At 46.2% G+C, this 21,661-nt stretch carries 14 protein-coding genes and 3 pseudogenes; 8 read left to right on the top strand and 9 right to left on the bottom strand.

Annotated features, from left to right (window positions below; all coding sequences use genetic code 11):
• Positions 1 to 5 precede the first annotated feature (5 nt).
• Positions 6 to 491, top strand: coding sequence for a salt stress protein, Slr1339 family (locus QUA27_RS20335; protein WP_333070027.1), 486 nt, complete (start codon positions 6 to 8; stop codon positions 489 to 491).
• Between the two features lie 217 nt (positions 492 to 708).
• Here QUA27_RS20335 and QUA27_RS20330 read toward each other — a convergent pair whose 3' ends face one another.
• The 4 genes from QUA27_RS20330 to QUA27_RS20315 form a co-directional block, all read right to left on the bottom strand.
• A complete protein-coding gene (locus QUA27_RS20330; protein ID WP_333070026.1) occupies positions 709 to 1,272 on the bottom strand; it encodes a deoxycytidylate deaminase in 564 nt (187 codons plus the stop codon).
• Positions 1,269 to 2,798 carry a thymidylate synthase gene (locus QUA27_RS20325; protein ID WP_333070025.1) on the bottom strand — a complete coding sequence of 510 codons (1,530 nt, stop codon included), beginning with the start codon at positions 2,796 to 2,798 and terminating at the stop codon, positions 1,269 to 1,271. The genes QUA27_RS20330 and QUA27_RS20325 overlap by 4 nt, the downstream gene beginning before the upstream one ends.
• Positions 2,799 to 2,896: 98 nt before the next feature.
• A complete protein-coding gene (locus QUA27_RS20320; protein ID WP_333070024.1) occupies positions 2,897 to 4,228 on the bottom strand; it encodes a sensor histidine kinase in 1,332 nt (443 codons plus the stop codon).
• Positions 4,221 to 7,028 carry a hybrid sensor histidine kinase/response regulator gene (locus QUA27_RS20315; protein WP_333070023.1) on the bottom strand — a complete coding sequence of 936 codons (2,808 nt, stop codon included), beginning with the start codon at positions 7,026 to 7,028 and terminating at the stop codon, positions 4,221 to 4,223. The genes QUA27_RS20320 and QUA27_RS20315 overlap by 8 nt, the downstream gene beginning before the upstream one ends.
• Positions 7,029 to 8,693: 1,665 nt before the next feature.
• On the opposite strand from QUA27_RS20315, the gene QUA27_RS20305 reads away from it, so the two are divergent.
• From QUA27_RS20305 to QUA27_RS27480, 3 genes and pseudogenes are all read left to right on the top strand, one after another.
• Positions 8,694 to 9,833: a CobW family GTP-binding protein gene (locus QUA27_RS20305; RefSeq protein WP_333070051.1), complete on the top strand. Its 1,140-nt coding sequence runs from the start codon at positions 8,694 to 8,696 to the stop codon at positions 9,831 to 9,833.
• A gap of 859 nt (positions 9,834 to 10,692) precedes the next feature.
• Positions 10,693 to 11,709, top strand: a pseudogene (locus tag QUA27_RS20300) (IS701 family transposase).
• A 110-nt stretch (positions 11,710 to 11,819) separates the two neighbouring features.
• Positions 11,820 to 12,047 (top strand): annotated as a pseudogene (locus QUA27_RS27480) (DNA cytosine methyltransferase); the annotation flags it as partial.
• A gap of 59 nt (positions 12,048 to 12,106) precedes the next feature.
• On the opposite strand, the gene patR reads toward QUA27_RS27480, so the two are convergent.
• Complete coding sequence (gene patR, locus QUA27_RS20295) at positions 12,107 to 13,354, bottom strand: heterocyst master regulator PatR (RefSeq protein WP_333070022.1); 1,248 nt, start codon at positions 13,352 to 13,354, stop codon at positions 12,107 to 12,109.
• A 581-nt stretch (positions 13,355 to 13,935) separates the two neighbouring features.
• Between patR and QUA27_RS20290 the strand changes: the two genes are divergently transcribed.
• Both QUA27_RS20290 and QUA27_RS20285 read left to right on the top strand, forming a co-directional pair.
• Complete coding sequence (locus QUA27_RS20290) at positions 13,936 to 14,844, top strand: tetratricopeptide repeat protein (RefSeq protein ID WP_333070020.1); 909 nt, start codon at positions 13,936 to 13,938, stop codon at positions 14,842 to 14,844.
• Between the two features lie 303 nt (positions 14,845 to 15,147).
• A pseudogene (locus tag QUA27_RS20285) lies at positions 15,148 to 15,300 on the top strand (Uma2 family endonuclease); the annotation flags it as partial.
• Positions 15,301 to 15,464: 164 nt separating this feature from the next.
• Here the strand turns inward: QUA27_RS20285 and QUA27_RS20280 are convergent.
• Complete coding sequence (locus tag QUA27_RS20280; RefSeq protein WP_333070019.1) at positions 15,465 to 17,192, bottom strand: succinate dehydrogenase/fumarate reductase flavoprotein subunit; 1,728 nt, start codon at positions 17,190 to 17,192, stop codon at positions 15,465 to 15,467.
• A gap of 128 nt (positions 17,193 to 17,320) precedes the next feature.
• Positions 17,321 to 17,635, bottom strand: coding sequence for a hypothetical protein (locus QUA27_RS20275; RefSeq protein ID WP_333070018.1), 315 nt, complete (start codon positions 17,633 to 17,635; stop codon positions 17,321 to 17,323).
• A gap of 417 nt (positions 17,636 to 18,052) precedes the next feature.
• Here QUA27_RS20275 and QUA27_RS20270 point away from each other — a divergent pair, with 417 nt between their 5' ends.
• Entirely contained in the window at positions 18,053 to 18,778 is a 726-nt protein-coding gene (locus QUA27_RS20270) for a lysophospholipid acyltransferase family protein (RefSeq protein WP_333070017.1), read from the top strand.
• Between the two features lie 99 nt (positions 18,779 to 18,877).
• On the top strand, positions 18,878 to 19,699 hold the full coding sequence (locus QUA27_RS20265; RefSeq protein WP_333070016.1) for an alpha/beta fold hydrolase: 822 nt from the start codon (positions 18,878 to 18,880) through the stop codon (positions 19,697 to 19,699).
• 173 nt (positions 19,700 to 19,872) lie between these two features.
• Here QUA27_RS20265 and QUA27_RS20260 read toward each other — a convergent pair whose 3' ends face one another.
• Both QUA27_RS20260 and QUA27_RS20255 read right to left on the bottom strand, forming a co-directional pair.
• Entirely contained in the window at positions 19,873 to 20,580 is a 708-nt protein-coding gene (locus tag QUA27_RS20260; protein ID WP_333070015.1) for a DUF2996 domain-containing protein, read from the bottom strand.
• A 187-nt stretch (positions 20,581 to 20,767) separates the two neighbouring features.
• Positions 20,768 to 21,655 (bottom strand): hypothetical protein, encoded by an 888-nt coding sequence (locus QUA27_RS20255; RefSeq protein ID WP_333070014.1) that lies wholly within the window; start codon positions 21,653 to 21,655, stop codon positions 20,768 to 20,770.
• Positions 21,656 to 21,661 lie beyond the last annotated feature (6 nt).

Here is a 21,661-nt window from a genome sequence, read left to right as displayed (position 1 = left end):
AAGTTATGGAATCGATCGAGCGCCTGTTAGGTGAACTTAAGGCAGAGTATCAAGCATCTCAAAAAATTGCTGAGTTGAAAAGTCAGGCGCCGGCGCAAGCACAAGCGCCGTCAAATCCAACATTTAAAACATCAGATATAAATTTGTATGCTAGTCCTTTGGATAAGGATTTAGCTCAAATTAAGGCTGAGTACGAATCGCAAAATACAGCTCAGGAAGTGGCTGCACTGCAACCGCTTAAGGCTGATCACGAAGCGCAAAATAAAGCTCAGGAGTTCGCTTCACTGCAACCGCAACCCGCAGAAAAAGTCGCGGGGCCGCAGTTGGACGTACAAACGCAGAGACAGAAAGTTAGGCAAGCTCAGGTTTGGCTGAAAAAGTTGGATAAGAATTCCGATGAGGGATATTGGTTCGATCAGTTTGCTTTTAAGTATTCTTCGAGGATAGATGCGGCAATCGACTATTTGCAAGCAGTGAATGAGTTTGATTGATTGAACTACAGAGTATTCACAATTGTTAAGGCCGTTTTTTGGTTAATTGCCATCTCTGTTTGTTGTAAGGACACGGCAGTGCTGTGTCTTTACAAAGCGTAAAATAAATATCATTTGTATCACGCGGGAGTTAGGATACGGCACTGCCGTATCCCTAAAAATGGCCAGCAAATAAAAATCATTTATAGGAGCACAGCACTGTTATTTCCTGTGGCTTTCATAACCACGGGGAGGATTGCTCCTCTACTAAATTTTTGGACACAGATGTAGGATGCAACAAAAACAAAGCCGCCTTTTTTGCTGTATCTTCAGATAGCTGAATTTGTTTTAACTCAACAATACCTTCACTGATAAAAGTATCTCTCAAAGCAGCTTTTTCTCCGCTGTTAAAACTCGTTTCGTAAAACACTTCTCTAATTCCAGCGGCAATGACTAATTTCAAACAATAGATGCACGGTTCTAAAGTGACGTAAATACTAGCCCCAGCAGTAGATATACCGTGTTTAGCAGCTTTGGCGATCGCATTTGCTTCCGCGTGAACCGCCCTTGAAGGCAAAGTTTTGCTGGCGTCGCAACTACTCAAACCAGGATAGCAGAAGCCTTGAGTAGTACAGTGTGCCGAACCTGACGGCGAACCGTTGTAACCCGTTGCTAAAACTTGCCTGTTTTTAGTTATCACTGCGCCTACAGGAAAAGCCAGACAAGTCGATCGAGTAGCGGCTAATTTGGCTAACATTAAGAAGTATTCGTCCCAATTCGGTCTTTCTTCTTCTAGATTCATCGTCTATCCTGGATGTATTGCTTGCTCGTTTTGAGAGACTCGGCAGCCCTCTGCAATTCTATTCCCAAATAACCAATATGCTCGCCTTTAATAGCGGGGGAAGCCGCACAAATTTCTCGCACTAACTTGAGAGGGTTTTTTCCAGAATAACAGGTGACAACTTGGCCGCTGCCGGGCGTGGTTTGCGTGACAACTATTTGATTGTCGGCTACTTCAACTAAAAAATTGCCCGCTGCGTCGAAAAAGTCTCGCTCTTCGCAGATTTTAGCATATTGGGTTTGAATTAGTCGATCGGCATTTTCAAAGGTATCGTCATACAAGTGAGCCGATTGACTCAGCGTTACCAACGGGCCCATCGTCAAATTATAATCAGAACGCCTCGCAATTTCATCTCGAATGTGCTGCTGCAAAGCCCGCAAACCCATTGCATTTGCCGGCCAAGCCGCAAACATATCGTTACTGCGGAGAGTTGCAGTTAGGGAGATTTCACCGTCAACAACTCGCACCCAAATGTGATTTAAACAAGGACTTCCGCTGTGCTGGTGGTCTGAGGAACCGTCAGACCTTCTGTTAATATTTCCACCGGCATCCCACAAACTAATTACAGCACTTGCAGCGTCAATTTCTTTAATTAGTTTGGCAATAACTTCTTCAATTTGATCGCGACCAAACCACGAGCGCATCCGCTGTGCGTAGGTATATTTAATGCCTTCGTTATACGGGGCATCTTCCAGCATTTGCGGTTTGTACTGTTCGAGGAAATCGCGGTCGATTGGTAAGTAATTCGGTTCGGGAAAATAGAACTCGGCAGGTTCATCTGTAATCACTGCCATTAAGTCGATTAATTCTTGCCACTGTCCGTCGTAACCAGTCGGCCGCAAGGTGCCAGTGGTCTTAATTCGGTGGATAATTTTTACCCAAGTTTCGGCGATAGTTTTGCCTTCGATTCTGTGTCCGTATTTCTGACCTGGGAGTACAGTCGGGACGATTTCGACTAAGGGAAAAGTTACGGATTCTCCCCAAGGTTCAACAGATTCTTTTTGGGCAAAAGACTTGACAATAGTCACTGTTTCTGCTATGTTTTTGGCTGCTTTCCATTCTATTGAATGACGCAATAGTTCTAAGGCTTCTGCTGCTATTTCAATATCAATGTAGCCAAATATTGAAGATTTAATTAGCCAGCAATCTCTACCAGTATCGCTTTTGCCTGCTTCAAAGCCGTTGCGAAAAAAGTCTATCAAACACGCTGCCGCACCCGAATTGCGGTCTTCTTTGGTAGCGTTGAGAATTACTAAAAAGCGGACGTGGGGATTGCACAGCAAGTTTCTAATTAAGAAGTTGATGCCGCGAGTAGGAGAGTACAGTTGTCCGATGACAGCAAATTCGTTGGGTTGTAATTTTTTGCCGATCGCACTTTTTACTGTCCAGCCGCTGACAATGGCTGTTTGCCCCGTTCCGCAAATTAATTGATTTGGTTTATATAGGGGTTTGTACTCAAACTTATTGACGAGATTTGTGGCTGTCATGGTTTACCGTTTTTTGCACCGCGTACTACTATATCAATAGTTTGGATGGTTTTAAGGGGCGATATCAATCATCTTTATGCTGCTGCTGTAATGATTTGTTATGCTGCGTCAAAGCAGATCGTTGCCTGAACGTCTTTTACAGCGATCGCCTTCAGCGGAATTGAAATCACAAACTCTGTACCTTCACCTAAAGTTGAGTTGACTTCTAAAGTTCCAGAGTGTTTCTGGACTACGATTTGATGAGCGATGGCCAATCCTAGGCCTGTTCCTTGCCCCACGCCTTTAGTGGTAAACAGATGCTCAAAGATTTTTGGCTTCACCGCATCCGTCATCCCAATCCCATTATCCTGAATTCGGATCACTACCTGAGATTCCGACAATTGGGTTTTGACAGTAATCTGGTTGGGTTTGGCTTTGATCTGAGCAAAACTGCGTCCTTGATTTGATTCCTCAAGGGCATCGATCGCATTTGCCAGCACATTCATAAATACCTGATTCAACTGTCCGGCAAAGCATTCTACCTCTGGCAGATCGCCATAGTCTGTGATGACTTGAATTTCCGGGCGACATTCGTTGGCTTTGAGGCGATGCTTGAGAATCAACAGCGTGCTGTCAATGCCGTCGTGGATATTGCAAGTAATTGGGAGTTCGCAATCCGAACGCGAGAAGGTTCTTAAACTGGTGCTAATTGTGCGAATGCGATCGACTCCTTCTTGCATCGAATCGATTAACTTGGGTAGATCCTCTTGTAAGTATTCCAAGTCTATTTCCTCCACAAATGCCTGAAGCGTGGTACTTGGATAAGGGAGTTCTTTTTGGTAGAGAGCGATCAGTTTAAAGAGGTCTTTAATATAGTCCTGAGCTGGATTCAGATTGCCCGCAATAAAACCAAGCGGGTTATTAATCTCGTGCGCGACACCCGCCACTAAATTGCCCAAAGCAGACATCTTTTCGGTGTGGACTAAGTGACACTGAGACTGTTGCAGTTGTGTGAAGGCTGCTTCTAAATCAGCCGTTTGCTCAGCTACACGCTGTTCGAGATTTTTCGTTAACTGCCGTAGCTGCAAATGAGTTTTCACCCGTGCTAGCATCTCCTTTTCTTGAAAGGGTTTGGTGATGTAGTCCACAGCACCCAAGTCAAATCCTTTCTCCTTACTATCGGCATCGGAGACAGCGGTCATAAAAATGATCGGAATGCTGGCTGTCCTGGGATCTGCCTTCAGACGTTGGCAGGTTTCAAAGCCGTCAATTCCTGGCATTTGAACATCGAGCAAGATCAGATCGGGAGGATAAACTTGGACTCGCTTAAGAGCGCGATCGCCGTTGATTGCGGTTGCTACTTCATATCCCGCATCACTTAAGGTTTCACAAACCACTTCTAAGTTTGCAGGGGTATCATCCACCACCAGAATTAATTCAGGACTAGACATCGGCTTTTTTCTCAGTGAGGTGTTGTTGTAGCAACTCTTCAATTTCTTCGTCTTTAAATTGCTTGGCAAGCGGAATAATTTGTGACGCAAAATCAGCGTAGCGAGGGTTAGAGTGAGCAAGATGCTCTGTGTGTTCTCGTAGCCGTTTTAAGTTGCCTTGCTGTGCCAGTTGTAGTAACGCCCTTAACTCTAAAGTCGAAGGAATAATCCTTTCAGGCTTATCTAATGCAGTCGTTAGAGTGGATGGCCCAGAGTCGTTTGAGGCTGTCATTTCATATTTCCACTTTAATTCCAAATGAGTGGCTAAGAGGTTAAATAATTCACTGACTTCCACTGGCTTGGCCAGGAAATCATTTCCCCCTGCATCTAAACTCATCTGTTGATAGGCTTGCGATACTGATGCAGAAGAGACAAGGATCTTCTGGTGTTGCAAATCATTTGCACTGCGAACCTGTTTGAGCAGTTCAAAGCCATCCATGACTGGCATTGCCAAGTCTGTAATCACTAAGTCAGGTTGAGACTGTCGTATTTTTTCCAATCCTTCTTGTCCATTTTCGGCCTCAGTAAGCTGGAATCCTAGTGGATATAACAAGTTGACGAGAACGGCTCGGTTTTCCCAACGATCGTCTATAACAAGAATGCTGCGTCGTTGTCCTTCGTAACCAATAATTTGTTTTCCAGTTGTGAGGGAGTTTTGCTCGACCCAATCGGTGGCGATCGCCATTTCCACCTCAAAAAAGAACTCACTACCGACTCCGGGTTGGCTTTTAACTTGGATTTTTCCGTTCATAAGTTGGACAATCCTTTGGCTGATCGCGAGTCCTAAACCCGTACCCTCGACTTGGCGCTGGCGATCGCCCACTTGTTCAAAAGCCTGAAAAATTTTATCCAAATGATCGGGCGCAATTCCTACGCCCGTATCCTCAACTTGAAATTTGAAAGAGTGAGTGGACGGATTGGGATGATTCTCAACTACGGCAACCTTGAGCGTGACACAACCTTTATCGGTGAATTTAATTGCATTTCCCACCAAGTTGAGTAACACCTGACGCAACCGTTTTTCATCGGCAAAAATCCCTTCAGGCAACTGCAGATCGGGCTGGTAAACGAAGTTAATGCCTTTTTGGTCGGCACGAACGCCGCAGATTTCAGCGACACCTTGGAGGAATGAGGGAAAGTGAATCCCTTTAGGTGTGAGTTCTAATTTGCCGGCTTCAATTTTGGACAAGTCCAACACATCGTTAATCAGCGTCAGCAAATGAGAACCACACTGGTGAATGATTTCTACCCCATGACGTTCTTTCGCTGGCAATGCGCTGCTGCGGTTGAGGATTTGAGCATAGCCCAAAATACCGTTGAGAGGAGTGCGAAGTTCGTGGCTCATGTTGGCGAGAAATTCGCTTTTTGCTTTGTTGGCAGTGTCTGCAGCTTCCTTTGCATACTTGAGTTCGGCGGTGCGTTTTTCAACTCGCTGTTCAAGCTGCTGGTTAGTTTGCTCTAGGGCGGTGAAGGAATCGCGCAACTGCTGCGCCATTCGGTTAAAGGATTGAGCAAGTACACCCAGTTCTTTAACGCCAGAGGTTTCGACGTTTTGGTCGAGTTTTCCTTCGGCGATCGCTTCCGATGCGTGACTGAGCAGCAAAATGGGTCGAGCAATCCAGCGCGAGGTGTAGATACCCAAAACGGTTGCCAGTCCTAATGCGCCTAAACACAGCCAAATCGTGTTGACTGTATTGGCATTGATTCGTCCCATGAAATCTGATTCCGGCATGGCGACGACTACGAGCCAGTCCAATCCCCATTCGTCCTGCCAGGGAGTTACTTGAAGAAACTCCCGCTCACCCTGGATCTCAAAGTCTAGGCGCTGGATGGTTTGAATGGTTTTCAGATCGCCGAAGCGATCGCCGAGATACTTGGACGTGGCTTGAATTAGGGCGTCCTTACTCTCAAAGCCGCGCAGCCGCTGAGGTTTGCCGTTGGTCACTGAAAACACCGGCGCATCGCTAGAGCTGGCAACGATTAATCCGTTGCGCTCCAGAATGAATACCTTGCTGGATTGACTAACCTTAATTTCACGTAAAAAGTCACTAATTTGCGAAAGGCGCTGCTCGACCCCCACGCTGCCGATCAACTGACCATTTTTATCATAGATGGGGCGACTTGTGGCGATCGACAACGGGTAGTTATTAGTCTCCCATTGATAGATCGCGCTCCATCCTGGTTTGCCCGTCTCGACACCTTTGGCGTACCAGCCTTCTTTCTGGAACTGATACGCTTTGGTGATTTCAAACATTTTAGTTGGCTTGCTTTGGTCATTCGTAATGTAGTTGTACAAATCAGGATTGCCGTACCGCTTCGGTAGCACCAGGCTAATGTCAGGATTGCCGTGGTTCGGAATGGTTGACTCGCGGTAATATCCCGATGCGATAAAGTCGCCCGTTTTAGAGCCGTAGAGGATATAGCCAACGTTATACGTTTTTACCTGCTTGGCAAAGAATTGAGCTAGGCGATCGGCATCCTGTAAGTTCAACAATCCCAAGTCAATTTGCTCGCCGTTGATTTGGGTCAAATAGCGGGTTGCAGCGGCATAGCTGTCGAGGTGCTGATCCACACGGTTACTCACCTCGGTTTGCAAGTTAGTAGCTAGTTCATTCACTGCTTTTTGTCCATTTCGCAGCGACAGATACCCTGTTAATCCTACGGCCGCGAAGATTTGCAGGATGAATGGAACAACCAGACCTGTTCGCAGGGGAACCTTACTAAAGCCTTTAGCAACAACAATTGTGGACTTTGACAGCATAGCTTTCAAAACAGTAAAGATAGGGTACAGGGCTGAGAGTTCCCAAACAAGGTTTAGAGCCACCAGATTTTATCTGCAATAAACAGGGAAAATATCGGCTCGGGTTAGATTTCTAAACCAGCATTGGGGTTCAAGTTTTCTAGCGTCAAGTTCCCCACCACTTGGTAGCTGAAATACGCATCGACACTAGCAATTAATGTCGTACCTCTAACAACCAATCGCATCAGCAAGTTGCGAGTCGTTTTCTCTTGTTCACCGAGAGCAACAAGGACTAAGTTGCTTGATGTGGCGTTGGTTGGTGGAGTGGCTGGGAGGCGGCGATCAGCTCGGATCTTTTAGCCGACTGTTTTTTTAGTAGATCGGGCGATCGTTCTGGCTCAAATTTAAAGGCGATCGCACTCCACCAAAAACCTCTCAACCCGATTACAATCGAAGACTACCGCTTATAGAAAATCCCATAGAAAGCCCAGGGCTTCTAGTCGTGGGAGGAATCGGCTGACCCTTTAGGGTCAGTCCTTTTAAGTTTACGCCTCAGTCCCCTAATCAAAGTTCTTAGCACAACTGGTTTGATTGCCCACTTAGGACTCGCAATTTTCTTTAATAATTATTTTTATTCTTGAGTGACGCCAAACGTAATAAATACATCGGGCTGGGGCATGGACAGATACCACAGTTAGAGATACCTTAATTATAGTGGTTAAGGTATTGAACTACTTTAGCCTCTAGCAACAAGTGAGTATTTGTAGGTTCTGGAGCAAAAGAATTAACTGTGATGCCCCCGCTCCGACCTCTTTTGCCAACACCCCTGTTAACAACTATCGCTCTTGTGTCACTCTCAGAGGAGTCTAATAGCCTAAAATGCTCCAAATAGGGATGTGTCCAAGGGCAAGAAAAAATTCCTCAATAATCTCCGCTTAATTAGCCAACCATTTATCTACTTCAAACTCCTCCAACGCTGGTTGAAGATATTTCTAATTCCGCAATTATCTTTGGGATTTCCTAGGCTGATTTCTTTGATGAATTTCTTTCCCAGTCCTATTGCTCAAAGGACTTTTACCAGAAAGAATTGGTTTAAAGCCCCAAGCATGAGCGGGAGAAATTAAAATCCGACTATTCATTACTCCAATCCTCGGACTTTCAGGTAGATGTCGCTATAAAGCGGTCAACTGTCAACTGTCAACTGAACCCTGATTGCGTATTTTACTGGGTTTAGAGTGATAAAAGAGCGATATTATATAGCAATCCTTGCATCATTTGTAATTTTTTTACCCCCCCAACCCGCTCTGAGGGAGTAAGAAATTTACAAATGATGCGAAGATTGCTATAGAGTAGCCGGAATTGACCGAGCCAACTCAGCTTGAGTATATCCCCAATTTGTCGCTGCTGAATTTACCGGGAAAATTAGTTGCAGGGAAACAGCCACAGGTACTCCGAACAAAAAAAATATCAAAAAAATAAAAAAGTGCGATCGAGCGCGTTAGCAATTGCCGATAATTAGCGGCGCACTTATTTTGCACTCTCAGGCTGATTGCCGGTTGATGCGTAGATACCATGCCACCGAACCCAACATTTATTCGAGAAACTGGGTTTACGAGGCCTTGTCCTAATTAAGATACAATAAGAACCACAAAGAAAATGCGATCGACATTATTTGACAGTCAAGCTATGCAATCTACAACTCAGTCGGAGACAGAACAGGCGATGGACGCTCCCAAACACGGATTGCCCGTTACAATCATTACAGGATTTCTCGGCAGCGGCAAAACTACCCTGCTCAACCATATCCTGACCAACCAGCAAGGTTTGAAAACAGCAGTTTTGGTAAATGAATTTGGCGAAATCGGTATCGACAACGAACTGATTGTCACCACCGACGACAACATGGTTGAGCTGAACAACGGCTGCATCTGCTGCACAATTAATGAAGATTTAGTTAATGCAGTTTACAAAGTTTTAGAACGTCAAGAAAATCTCGATTATTTGGTAGTCGAAACAACCGGACTCGCCGACCCGCTGCCAGTAGCAATGACTTTTTTAGGCACAGAACTGCGCGATCTGACTCGTCTCGATTCGATAGTGACAGTAGTAGACGCAGCCAACTACAGCTTAGATTTGTTCAACTCTCAAGCAGCTTACAGTCAAATAGCTTACGGCGATATAATTATCCTCAACAAAACAGATTTGGTTGAGGAAGCAGATTTAGATTTGTTAGAAGTTAAGATTCGGGATGTCAAGGAAGGTGCTCGAATTCTGCGAACGGTAAAATCGCAAGTTCCCCTACCGCTAGTCCTCAGCATCGGATTGTTTGAATCTGACAAATATTTCCAATCTGAAGAAACTCCTAGCAGTCACGACCATCACGGTCACGAACATCACGACCACCACGAACATCACGGTCACGACCATCACAGTCACGACCATCACGACCATCACGGTCACGAACATCACGACCATCACAGTCACGACCACTCCCACCATTTAGAAAATGACGGATTTTCCTCAATTTCTTTCCAGAGCGACAAGCCATTTTCTCTGAGAAAATTTCAATATTTCTTAGACAACCAACTGCCAACAAACGTGTTTCGCGCGAAAGGGATTATGTGGTTTGAAGAAAGTCCCAAACGGCATATTTTCCACTTGAGCGGCAAGCGATTTACGATGGATGACGACCAGTGGAAAGGCGAGCGGAAAAACCAGCTTGTTCTCATCGGTCAGGGTTTGGATACCGAGACTTTGCGATCGCAACTCGAAAACTGTCTTTGTATGCCTTCAACCAATCGCGGCAAAGGTTTTGGGAAGAACTAACAGTAAAATATTCTTTTCATCTCAACCAAAGAGCGTCGCGGTCTTATGGTTTCCGCGATCGCGATTTGGATATTGATGGGGACAAGGAAGGGGGATCGCCCTCCAAGAAAAAGAGTGCCATCCAAGAAAAACAGCGCCCTCGAATAAAAAGAGCGATCGACCTATTTTATTGTTGCTAACAAAACCAGAGCCGCACACTTCTACTGTCCGCCGATCCCAAAAGCACGATCGCCAGTGATTTCAACGGTGCAGAGTTGGGTTGTTTTTACCTAATCTCTGCATCTTTATGCTGTTCGCACCCTGACAGGGTGACAACCCCGTCAAAACCCCGATTGAATCAAGGACATAGCCCTCAAACCCCTCTGAAAAAATGGCAGTTTGTTAGGTCTAGCTCTCATTAATTCAGCAACTATTTCTTGACAAAACTCCATTCCAATCACCCAAGATTGACGCCAATGAACCAATCCAAAAGCTACTATGACGGCGTTCCGATCGCCTGCACTCATTCCACCGACCAATATACTAATATACTTATGAACTCTTCCCAGCTTATGTTTTTGACCTTGGATCACAGGACAAATTTAGGCAATGGCAATAATTAAAATTAAATTTTTTAAACGCCGATCGTTGCCGTGACTCTTCTCGCTTATTATAACCGCCTGTCTTGCAGTCCTTAAACAGCGCTTCAATCCCACTACGACATTTAAAAGTAGCGATCGCTCTCTTCACATTCCCTAAATTACTTAAGAGGTACCAACCTTCATCTTCCCCGTTGCTGTGCTATTAGGACTTACGCATTGACAAAATAATAAAATAGTGAATTGATAAAGAGGGAACGCCTACTAACGGGTATTTGACAATTAGAAAAATAACTAAAAACTCGACAGCGCAATGCAACTCCGGACATTTACACCTTATTTTTACTCTCAGAACCAAAGTTGGCGGCGTGCAGTAGCTTAGCAGAGATATTGGGAGACGTTTCCCATGATAGTATTAATCGCTTTTTGCTTAGAGAGAGATATGAACCGAAAGATTTATTCTAGATGCCAGAAAAAATTATACACTTAGAATGAGTTATATTAAGTGTTGACAATATAGTTATCTAAAAGCTATATTTTGAACCAAAACATACGGCATCAATTAGGTAGTTTTGATGAGGTAAATACCAGAAGCCGATCATTGGATTGAACTTAATCACGCTATATTATAGAGATATTTATGGTAATTAATTGCCACCCAATTACATAATTGACGATAAAATAGACGGCCAAACCAAAAACGATTATTTTAGAAAAATGGTGAGTAAAAAAAGATAATTGGGAGTTAAAGCAAGAAGAGCAAAGGGAGAGAGTTCGTATTCAGGAGTAGAAAACTTAAAGTTTCTCAAAAACCAGAAACTGTTTTTTTATTTCTGACAAAATTTTTTTGATATGAGCCTCGAAAGTATTGCCAACTAAGCACTTGAGAGATGGCCGATGAAGGATTAGTGACTCATATCAAATAATTTAGATTTATAAAGTTGTTGAGAAAAGACTTTCAAAAATAAGACTCTAGACGTTATATTTTATATCTGCCAGAGCAGTCCAAGCTTAAAGAGACAAGTCGAAGTGATTTGATCGCAATTCACGATGTTCATTAGGGAATTGAAACCTTTCATAGAGCGCTCAAACAAGTAGGTAAAATTTGTCGGTTCATGGTGAGAGACACCCATGCGATCGAGACTCACATATTTTGCTCACTTCACGCATTTATCAAATTGGAGTTAATGCGCTATAAAAAGATAATTAGCAATTGGTATGAAGTCCAAAGGAATTTGTTCACTTTAGTTGTCCGCGAGCAGATTTTGGCGACCCTTAGCAGTGATGGCACGATATAGAATTCATAGATAATGTTTTTTGTCAATGCGTAAGTCCTAATGCTAGCGTGTATGGTCGTATGAAGTAGGACGCCCCGGCTCCCACGAGCACAACCCAATGCTTTGGCTACGGAAATGGTCGGTTAGGACATCCGGAACAGGCTCGTACAATCTCTCTAAGAGAGGCCACTATCCTTCAGACTTTTCCCAAAAACTACCGCTTCCTAACTCCTGGCGAGCGTGTCTCTTTCAGCAAACTGGGTCGTTTAATCGGAAACGCTGTTCCTGTCCAAATTGGCGAGGTGCTAGCGCAGAGCCTACTCGCTTATGTACAGAAGTACCATAAGCAACTAAAGTAAAAATGCAAGATTAAAGGTTAAAACAACCTTTAATCTTGCATTTTTACTTTGACTATTTTTTATTCCTCGATCGGCTTAGGCTTCTTAACGGGCTTAGGAAGAGGTTCCTTCGGGACAGGCGATGGTGTTGCTGCTGCGGACTTGATGGTAGGACGCCCTACAGGAGTACCGTCACCGCTGGGCCTAGGAGTAAACGGACGCTTCCCTCCTCCTTTGAAGCCACCGGGCGGCTTGCTGCCAGGGGGGAATTTCCGCTTTTTAATCGGCAGCGCCCCAATATTATTAGCCTGCTCAATCATCAGACTGTCAGCTTTCAATTTGACGTGAAAATCCCAAAAAAACCCGATCGCCTTTGTTGCTAAATCTCCCTTGAGTTTTAGCTTAAAAAACTTCATCTTGTCGTCATTCTTGCGGGGAGCTTGCTTGATTTTGACGATGACATACTTTTCTTGGTCTTGGGATTGATAAATCACCTCACCTCTAATCGAAAAATAGCCATCTTCAACATCAGGTTCCGAGGGAGGCAAAGATGCGGTCGATGCTTCGCCGCTAGCCTCAATCTCCGCTGCTTCCTGATTTTCCTCATCAGAGGACGGTTCGGGAGGTTTCTTGAGCGTTTCCGGCTCCCAAACTCCCATAATCTGGGCGTGCAAGTTGCCGTCTTCTTGCCTGGTGCGGGGATAGACCACCCACAAGTGTTCTTGTTCCAGCTCCAGGTGATTTTTGACTAAACTCATGACTCTACCCAGCAAAACTGCGTCGATGGCAGTTCCGTCGGCAGCTATCAGCATACCCCGAGTGAATTGCTCTTCTGATGGCGTGTAGCGACCCCGCACCAAACCAACAGCTCGGTACTGTCTGGGTTCGCTGGGGGGGGGAATGGGATGTTGGCGCATGACGGAGGGTATGTCCTCAGCGGCCTGACTTTCGTTAGCGGCAGGCTCGGCGCTTGCCGGCGGTGCGACTGCTACGGCTGGAGTATCGGTGACAGGTGTCGAAGACGCAGCAGACGCCGGGGGAGCAGGAGCATTGCTGGGCTGGTCTTGTGGGTTTGTTTTGTCCTTGTCGAGGGCAGAACTGTAGCGTGGTCGTTGCAGCCTATCCTTGGACGCTGGGGCGTCTGTTGGCGTTGCCGGTTGATTTTGGTCAACAGGTGCAGCCAACGCCGAAGGCACCGAACTTTCGTCTGGTGTCTCAGGAATGGAATCTGTATCTTTAGGTGGATTGACGGCCAGTTCGCTGGGCTGAGCCTTGCGAGTTGAAGTAGATTTGGACGATTTGGAAGACCGGTTGGGAGAGGGGTTCATAAAAACTCCTTGCAGCGGAGACACATCCCTTAAGGGAAATTAGGAATAAACTGAAGAAACTGCTTTAAACACTACTAGCACCTGACTTGGGGCTTGCGCCCGGAGGTCTGGTTGTGACCCGTCAACGCCAACTTTCAACGCTACGAGTGCCGATCGGTTCGCTGGCTGCTAAAATCCTTGCGAGCAAGGACTTTAGGAGTTGCTGACCGATAGATCGCCGATCGCGCTGAGCTGGAGTTGCTGGCTAATAGCATTTAGGATATTCAGCTTGCCTATTTTACTTAATCCAATTACCTAACGGCCTGATCCGCCATATTTTCGGTAATTTTTAGCTTGACCAGACTAAATTGGACAGACACCGCAGTCCTTGGAGCTGCGGGTCTGAGTGTCCAAAATTGTTTAGCTAGCATGGAGTTATGGGTCTGTTACCATATTAGCTGCAAGTAAAAGGCTGCTTTGTCCGTTCGGACTTTGAAGTTAAGAACTTTTATGGTTGCATGGATCTAGTTAAATGGCAGACGCCCCCGGGCGATGGGTTAATTCTTAGAAAATAGTAGATTTTAAGCTGGGATAGTTGAATTATGGAAAAAGCAAATAAGCGTCGTGGGTTGATTACTGTGGTGGTGGTGCTGTCGCTCATCGCTTTTTTGGGATTTTCTCTGGTTCCCATTTTGGACAGTATTCTCAAGGCCAGCCAAGTGCAAAGTACGTCAACTCCAACGCCTACTCAGACGGCCCAGTCTGGGGAGAAGCAATCAGAGTTGCTGCAAGCTCAGGCTAGGGGATACGAATTGGTTTTGCAGCGGGAACCTGACAACGTAACGGCTTTGCGGGGATTGTTGCAGGTCCGGCTGGAGTTGATCGGACAAGGAGTGGGCGACATTAAGGATGCCATCGGTCCTTTGGAAAAGTTGGCTTCGCTGAATCCCGAGACTACTGAATACGGAATTTTGCTGGCTCAGGCTAAGGAACGCACGGGCGATCGCGAAGGGGCTGCTCAAGCTTACAGGTCAATTTTAGCGTCTAAGCCTGGGGAAATTAAGGCTTTGCAGGGGTTGGTGAATTTGCTGCTGGTACAGCAGCGGCCCGAAGCTGCGATCGGACTGCTGCAAGATACGCTGAAGGCTGCTCCGGCTGCAAATCTGGCGAAACCGGAAAGTGTTGATGTAACTTCAGTGCAGTTGATTTTGGGACAGGTTTATGCTGTGCAGAAGCGCTACGAGGAGGCGATCGCAATTTATGACGAATCTGCTAAGGCTAATCCAAAAGATTTTCGCCCGACTTTAGGAAAGGCGATCGTGCTGAAGGAACAGGGCAAAAATGATGAAGCAAAAACGCTGTTCGATCGAGCTACTGAGTTAGCTCCTCCTAACTATAAAGACCAAATTAATCAGTTAGCTAGTGGCACTCCTTCGCCTTCTCCTGCGGCTACGACGACTCCCGAACCGGCTGCTTCTCCTACTCCTGAAGGTGCGCTACCGAAACCTTAAGGAAAGTTTTAAGTGAAAGAGTTTTGAGTTTAAAGATTGCTTCGTTTCTCGCAACGCTTCGCGGTTTTGAGTTAAAAACTTAATAATTTAAACTCAAAACTACTCGCGTTTTTCTTAATTACGCAGGACTTAGGAAAAGGAACCCGGTTTCTACGATAAATCTTGGTTGAACGACAACAGATACAGGTCGAAACCGGGTTTCTAAACCCTCGTGCCCAGCGTCCTGTTACCGATTACCAATTACTAATTATCAATTAGGTGAGACCTCGGAGGGAATTATGACCCAATAGCGTTGACCGCGTTGTTCTACCTCCTGCTTTTCCAGACCACACTCAATTACCAGACTCCGACGGTACTTTTGTGAAAAATTTTCAGGAGCATCCGCAAAGTTTAATTTTAACTGATTCGATCGGGCAAATTTTGCAGGAGCCGCATCCTGACGGACAATATGGGATCGACTGATTTCCGTCTTTCTAGGCTGTGGCGATCGGCAATAAACCTGGTTTATTACCGATCGCCTTTTAAAAGAATCAGATTTAACGATCGCCAGCTACGCAATTTCAAACGTTTGAGGGATTTCTACACAACCTTAACAGGGCTGGCATCGCCCACCGTACAATTTAATACTTCCTCTCCTGCGGCTCAAACATCGTAATCGCCACCGGCATATAAGCCAAATCAATTCCTGCAGGCGAATAATACGCCATTGTATGCTTCAAGAAATTCCCGTCATCGCGCTCAGTAAAATCTTCCCGCGAATGAGCTCCCCGACTTTCCTGCCGATTCAAAGCCGAAGTTAAAATCATTTTACCGACAATTATCAAACTCCGCAACTCCAAAGCTTCCACAATTTCCGTATTCCACAACTTGCCTTTATCGTCTAAGTAAACTTCCTCATATTGTCGCTCTAAATCCTCCAATTTCTTTAAACCTTCCTGCATCAATTCGGCGCTACGAAATACGCCACAATACTCAGTCATAGTATCTTGATACTGCTGCCGGATTTGATTGATGCGGTATTTTCCCGGACGTTCTAAAAGTGCCTGAATTTGCTCTTTTGCTTCCGTAATATAACGCTGTTCGTCTACGGCAGGTAACTTGCGATTTTGTACGAATTGTGCTATAGTTGCGCCAGTAACTTTGCCGTAAACGACGCATTCCAACAGCGAATTACTTCCCAAACGGTTCGCGCCGTGAACTGACACGCAAGCTGCTTCGCCGGCTGCAAAGAAACCGTCTACCAAACTGTCAGGACTGCTGCGAACTTGCCCGCTAACATTAGTAGGAATTCCCCCCATTGAATAGTGAACGGTAGGGCGGACGGGCATCGGCTGATTTACGGCATCAATTCCTAACAAACGGTGGGCTTCTTCCCAAGCAAAAGGAATTTTGCTCATGATTTTTTCGCGTCCCATGTGCCGCAAATCGAGATAGATAAAGGGGCCGCCTGCACTACCATCAACATTAATTCCTCGGCCGGCGCGGATTTCTATGGAAATTGACCGTGAGGTAATATCTCTGGGCGCTAATTCCATCCGCGACGGGGCATAATTGGCCATAAATCGATCGCCCTCTGAATTAATCAAATAAGCGCCTTCGCCCCGCACAGCCTCCGAAATCAACACTCCCACGGGATACAAACCAGTCGGGTGAAACTGCACAAATTCCATATCTTCCAGCGGCAGTCCAGCTAAAGCCGTCATCGCCAAACCGTCTCCCGTCGAGGCGTAATCGTTCGACGTGGTATTGTAAACTCGGCCGTAACCCCCCGTAGCAAACATCACCGCCTTAGCACGGACAACCTCAATTTGACCGTCTAGAAGGCGGTACATAACTACCCCCTTGGCTTGGCCTTCTTCCAAAATCAGGCGCGTGACATACCACTCCTGATAGATGTGAACTCCGCAGCGGCGCAGATTGTTGACTAATTCGTGGAGAATGGCGTGACCAGTTTTGTCGGCGGCGTAGCAGGTGCGGCGGTGGGAATGTCCGCCGAAAGCGCGCTGGGCAATTCTGCCGTCTGGGAGGCGGGAGAAGAGGACTCCCATGTGTTCTAAATCTATGACTACACCGGGGGCTTCGCGGGTGAGGATTTCTACCGCGTCTTGGTCGGCTAAATAGTCTGAACCTTTTACTGTGTCGAAGGCGTGGGCTTTCCAACTGTCTTCGGGATCGACATTTTGGAGGCTGGAGGCCATCCCACCTTGGGCTGCGACGGAGTGCGATCGAATAGGGTGAGTTTTGGCGACGACAGCTACCTTTAAATTCGGGTCAGTCCGAGCAATTTCTACTGCGGCGCGGCAACCTGCTAAACCTCCGCCTACAATGATTACGTCGTGTTCTAGCATTTTTTTTAATCATTTTGAGTGTTGTGCTCAACTTATGGTGACGCAAAAAAAACTTCCTACCAAAAGAGCAGGAAGTTTTTTAACTTTTGATTTGAATGGAAAATCAAAAGTTAAAATTTCAAATTGGACTAGCCGGCGCTTTCGGCAGGATTCTGAAGCGACTGATTTCCCGTTGCAGAAGGTTGAGGTTCCGTACCGGGTTCTACAGCAAGCACTTCAATGTTATTTAGCAGAGTTGTAACGAAAGCAAACAGCAAGAAGGGCAGAGACAGCACTAAAATCAAGCCGACGGTAGCCAAGGCGTAGATTTGGCGGGCGCTACTCCACAAGGCGAGTGCCGACGCTAGACTTAGGAAGATGACTATCAGCCAAACAATGATTTGACCGTAAATGTCGCCAAAGGTGAGCGTACATCTAAGGCGATAGTTTTGGATGTTATTCATTTGATGCCTCGCGAGATTGCTATTACGACTTGTCCAAAAATACTTTGACAGTGCGTCAATGCCCACTGTAAATTTCTAAGTTTAGCTGCGGCAACTTGGTTTTGGGGTTGTTGTAAACATTCTTTAATAAGTTGCCACAACACTTGATAAATTTTTGCTTCTGAGGGGGGATTTCTGCCGAAACACTTGCCGATCGCGCTCAGAAGCTTAGAAACCGGGTTTTTTAGGGTTTGGGTCGGCTGACTAGAAATAAGCGGGCGAAAAAACCCACGTGATTACCAGCGGTGCGTCCTGGATTACCAAACCAACGCATAAAGGGAAAGTCTACTTTTTGAGGGAGCCCCGCCTTGGTAAAGTAATGTTAAGCTGCGTGGGAATGGAATCAACCTTTATAGCGTCGCACCTGTCTTTTCGCCCATGTCTTCAGAGAGCAAATTGCTGATTTCGCGCTGTTTCCTGGCTGGTTTGGGAACGCAGATGTTTATGTACCGCGAAGACCGGATTCCCCAAGAGAGCCCGGTGCTGGTGGTGAGCAATCACCGCAGTTTCTTAGATCCTGTGCTGCTGACGGCGGCTTTGGGTCGATCGATCCGCTTTGCGTGTCATCATTACATGGGTCAAGTTCCGGTGATGAGGGAAGTGGTTACGACTTTCGGCGCTTTCCCCTTGGAAGCACCTGAGCACCGACAGCAGCATTTTTTCTCTCAAGCGACAGCGCTGCTGCAAGGCGGGGAGATGGTGGGGGTGTTTCCAGAGGGTGCAGAACCGATGGTGAAGCTTACTGGGCCCAATACTGTGGGGAAGTTTCAGCGGGGATTTGCTCATTTGGCTTTGCGGGCGCCGGTGCGGGATTTGGCGGTTTTGCCGGTGGCGATTAGTTCCTTTGAGGAACACTCGGTACGATCGGGTGTACCGCTGAAGTTGTTGAGTTTGTTTGATCCTTCGGAACCGCTGTTCGATCGATCTGGGTGGCATCCTGTGATAATTTATCAGCGAGTTAATGTTTTAATCGGCCAGCCTTACTGGATTACTGTAGAGAAACAGCAGCAATATCAAGGCAAAAAAGCCAAAGCAGTTGTGGCTGAACTCACAGACCACTGTCATGGAGAAATTGCAGAATTACTCCAACGAGGTTGTTTGTAAGTTTGTTGGCTGTTGGCTGTTTATTGTTGACTGTGGGCTGGTGTCAGATTTCCAATCTAAAATCTAAAATCTAAAATCTAAAATCGATTGATTTGAATCATGGCAAATGCTAACAACAAGGTTCGTTTTCTAACCCCCAAACCGCCGAAACCCGATCGCCCTTTATTTGTATTTCTGCCCGGTATGGATGGCAGCGGCTTGCTGCTGCGGCCACAAATTTCTAAATTAGCCAATGATTTCGACATTCGCTGCTTAACTGTACCGGCTGACGACATGGCTAGTTGGGAGGTACTGGTTAGCGAAACAATTGCCTTAATTGAAGCAGAAAAGCAAGCCGGAAAGCCAAAGCGGCCGGTTTATCTGTGTGGCGAGTCATTTGGGGGGTGTTTAGCAATGAAAACTGTTTTAGAAGCTCCTCAATTGTGCGATCGATTAATTTTAGTCAATCCAGCTTCTTCGTTTCGACAGCAGCCTTGGGTGCAGTGGGGTTCCTACCTGACTCAGTGGCTGCCTGCCAACCTTTATCCGCTGTCGGTAATCGGTTTATTGCCGATATTAGCATCATTAGGAAAGATTGGGCGCGACGATCGGCGCGCTTTGCTAGAAGCGATGCAAGCGGTACCGCAAAACACGTCTGTGTGGAGATTGGCGTTAGTGCGATCGTTTAATGTTGACGAAAATCAGTTGCGCGGCATCAAACAGCCGACCCTAGTAATTGCTAGCGGTGCCGATCGGCTGCTGCCTTCCCTAGTAGAAGCGAAGCTTTTAGTCAAGGTAATTCCCAATGCTGAAATGGTGCTGCTGGCTAACAGCGGTCATGCTTGTTTGTTAGAAACAGATGTTAACCTTTACGGGATTATGCAAGCTCGCAATTTTTTGACCAAATCCGAAGAAAATCTGTCATTAGTCAGCAGTCATTAGTTATTAGTCAATAGTTAATAGTCATTAGCTATGACTAATAACTATTGAGTCAGTCGGGGCCTAATTAGAGATTGGGCGAGCGATAAAGTTCATATCCCAATTAACCCGCCCTCACACTCATTAGTAACTCCCTAAATACCAGCCACTAATGACTAATAACTATTGACTAATAACTAATTAAGATTTAGCCATTTTTGAGCGTTAAGTCGCTGGACGACGCCAAACACCATGAGGTCTAGTGTTACCTTGCGCTCATCTATCAAAAAAGGCTCTAAAGTGCTAGTTTTGGTATTATTTTCAGCGCAGGAAAACGCCCTTTGACTTTGAATATTTTCTTGAGGAAAATAAAGGTTAAATTGGCGCTGACCTTCTTGAAATTTACCAATTACCTGCCAGCAATCGCCGGCTGAACTCATGCCGGCAACGGGGAGTTTTTGCTTGGTCAAACTCACCTCTAAATCCTTAACGCCCTGCTTAGTTAAAGCAGTTTGCAAAGCGGGCAAATAATCTTGTTGAATAAATTCCGCAAAGGGCTTGTCTTCAACAGCCGGTGCTTTTTCCTTTTTAGCTTTAGCTGGGGGCTTGTCGCCTTCGGCCTTGGCTGCGGGCTTTTTAGCAGCCGTCTGAGGCTTGTCAGTGCTGGGCAAGTCGGTTGTATCGGGTTCGTCGGAACTCGGGGCGTTCTCGATCGCAGCACTGGGAGTTTCGGATTCGCCAGCGGTAGGATTTTTCGGTTCTTTGGGCTTTTTAGCAGCCGGCTGAGGCTTGTCAGTGCTGGGCAAGTCGGTTGTATCGGGTTCGTCGGAACTCGGGGCGTTCTCGATCGAAGCACTGGGAGTTTCCGATTCTCCAGCGGTAGGGTTTTGCGGTTCTTCTGGCATTAACGCTTCCTTTTAAAAGTGATCGGTAAAAGGAATTGTGAGTGCAGGTGGGGGCGATCGACTTTTGCGATCGCCCCCACTGTTTATCGAAAACCAAGCGAGAGAGAATTGCTCGTTCCAAAAAATTTGAACTCAAAACACTCTCAGAGGGAGATCGCCGGCAAACATCACAACTCCTTTGGTTATTCTAAATCTCAGCGACAGCTCGTTCAATCAAACGGCGGGCAAGAGTTTGAACACCGGTGTGTTCGTAGTAGTTGGTAGTCATATCGAGGAATGCGCCCACGTAGTCCACCTTGTCAGCAGAAATTTCCACAAAACTCTGCAAGTGACCGAGTACATTTTGAGGAGTCAAACCTCGATCGCTCACAAAAGAGCTCATCCAGCCGGAAACCGAATTAAAGCTTTCGCCAATAAAGCCGAGTTGGCCTGCGGGAGAACCTCCAGGAATCATGCCACCGATCGACTTAAAGGCCTGATTATCTTGCAAATCGTTCGGGGAGAGCTTTTCAATCCAAGACTGAGTTGCCATGATAAAGTCCGGGCCCAGGGGAATCAAACCGTCAAAACACACCAAAGCAGCCATCCGCATCAGGGATTCGCCGCCGTAGTCGCCCAAGGAAGCAGCAAAATCGCCAATGCTGTCGCCGGGAAGGCCGTTAATTTGGCAAAAAGCTAGCAACTCTGTGACTAATTTCAAAGACAGATCGATCGTTTGAGCTTTTTCTGCCTTGGGAGTGATATTGCCGAGGAACGACAAAAACGAGACATTTTCCGCAACTTTATTAGCGAGGGCCGCACTGCCCAAAGCCTTGTCGGTACTGTCAATAGTTTGGTAAAGCCAGAGAGCGCGTTGATAGCCCTGAGACTTATCGTTGAAGAGGTAGATGGCGCGCTCGCCAATTTGCTGAATTAGTTCTTCGTCTGTTTCGCCAGTAACGGTGCGAATGGTATTTTCAAAGCCAACTAAATTGTTCCACTCACCGGGAACCACAAAGTCAAGCGCTCGCAGGGCTTTGACAGTCATGTTGTCTTGAGGCAGTGTATCGACTAATTCAAAGACTGTTTTGCTCACAAAAAA

The sequence above is a fragment of the Microcoleus harperi Pol14_C6 genome, from assembly GCF_036701295.1.
GTDB lineage: Bacteria > Cyanobacteriota > Cyanobacteriia > Cyanobacteriales > Microcoleaceae > Microcoleus.
The sequence above is the reverse complement of the archived record's forward strand: the minus strand, read 5'-3'. Positions and strand labels throughout refer to the sequence as shown.

What these genes read in the sequence shown, in the direction of transcription:
- QUA27_RS20335 (WP_333070027.1), top strand. Translation starts at nt 6, where the DNA reads ATGGAATCGATCGAGCGCCTGTTAGGTGAACTTAAGGCAGAGTATCAA.
- QUA27_RS20330 (WP_333070026.1), bottom strand. Translation starts at nt 1,272, where the DNA reads ATGAATCTAGAAGAAGAAAGACCGAATTGGGACGAATACTTCTTAATG.
- QUA27_RS20325 (WP_333070025.1), bottom strand. Translation starts at nt 2,798, where the DNA reads ATGACAGCCACAAATCTCGTCAATAAGTTTGAGTACAAACCCCTATAT.
- QUA27_RS20320 (WP_333070024.1), bottom strand. Translation starts at nt 4,228, where the DNA reads ATGTCTAGTCCTGAATTAATTCTGGTGGTGGATGATACCCCTGCAAAC.
- QUA27_RS20315 (WP_333070023.1), bottom strand. Translation starts at nt 7,028, where the DNA reads ATGCTGTCAAAGTCCACAATTGTTGTTGCTAAAGGCTTTAGTAAGGTT.
- QUA27_RS20305 (WP_333070051.1), top strand. Translation starts at nt 8,694, where the DNA reads ATGCAATCTACAACTCAGTCGGAGACAGAACAGGCGATGGACGCTCCC.
- patR (WP_333070022.1), bottom strand. Translation starts at nt 13,354, where the DNA reads ATGAACCCCTCTCCCAACCGGTCTTCCAAATCGTCCAAATCTACTTCA.
- QUA27_RS20290 (WP_333070020.1), top strand. Translation starts at nt 13,936, where the DNA reads ATGGAAAAAGCAAATAAGCGTCGTGGGTTGATTACTGTGGTGGTGGTG.
- QUA27_RS20280 (WP_333070019.1), bottom strand. Translation starts at nt 17,192, where the DNA reads ATGCTAGAACACGACGTAATCATTGTAGGCGGAGGTTTAGCAGGTTGC.
- QUA27_RS20275 (WP_333070018.1), bottom strand. Translation starts at nt 17,635, where the DNA reads ATGAATAACATCCAAAACTATCGCCTTAGATGTACGCTCACCTTTGGC.
- QUA27_RS20270 (WP_333070017.1), top strand. Translation starts at nt 18,053, where the DNA reads ATGTCTTCAGAGAGCAAATTGCTGATTTCGCGCTGTTTCCTGGCTGGT.
- QUA27_RS20265 (WP_333070016.1), top strand. Translation starts at nt 18,878, where the DNA reads ATGGCAAATGCTAACAACAAGGTTCGTTTTCTAACCCCCAAACCGCCG.
- QUA27_RS20260 (WP_333070015.1), bottom strand. Translation starts at nt 20,580, where the DNA reads ATGCCAGAAGAACCGCAAAACCCTACCGCTGGAGAATCGGAAACTCCC.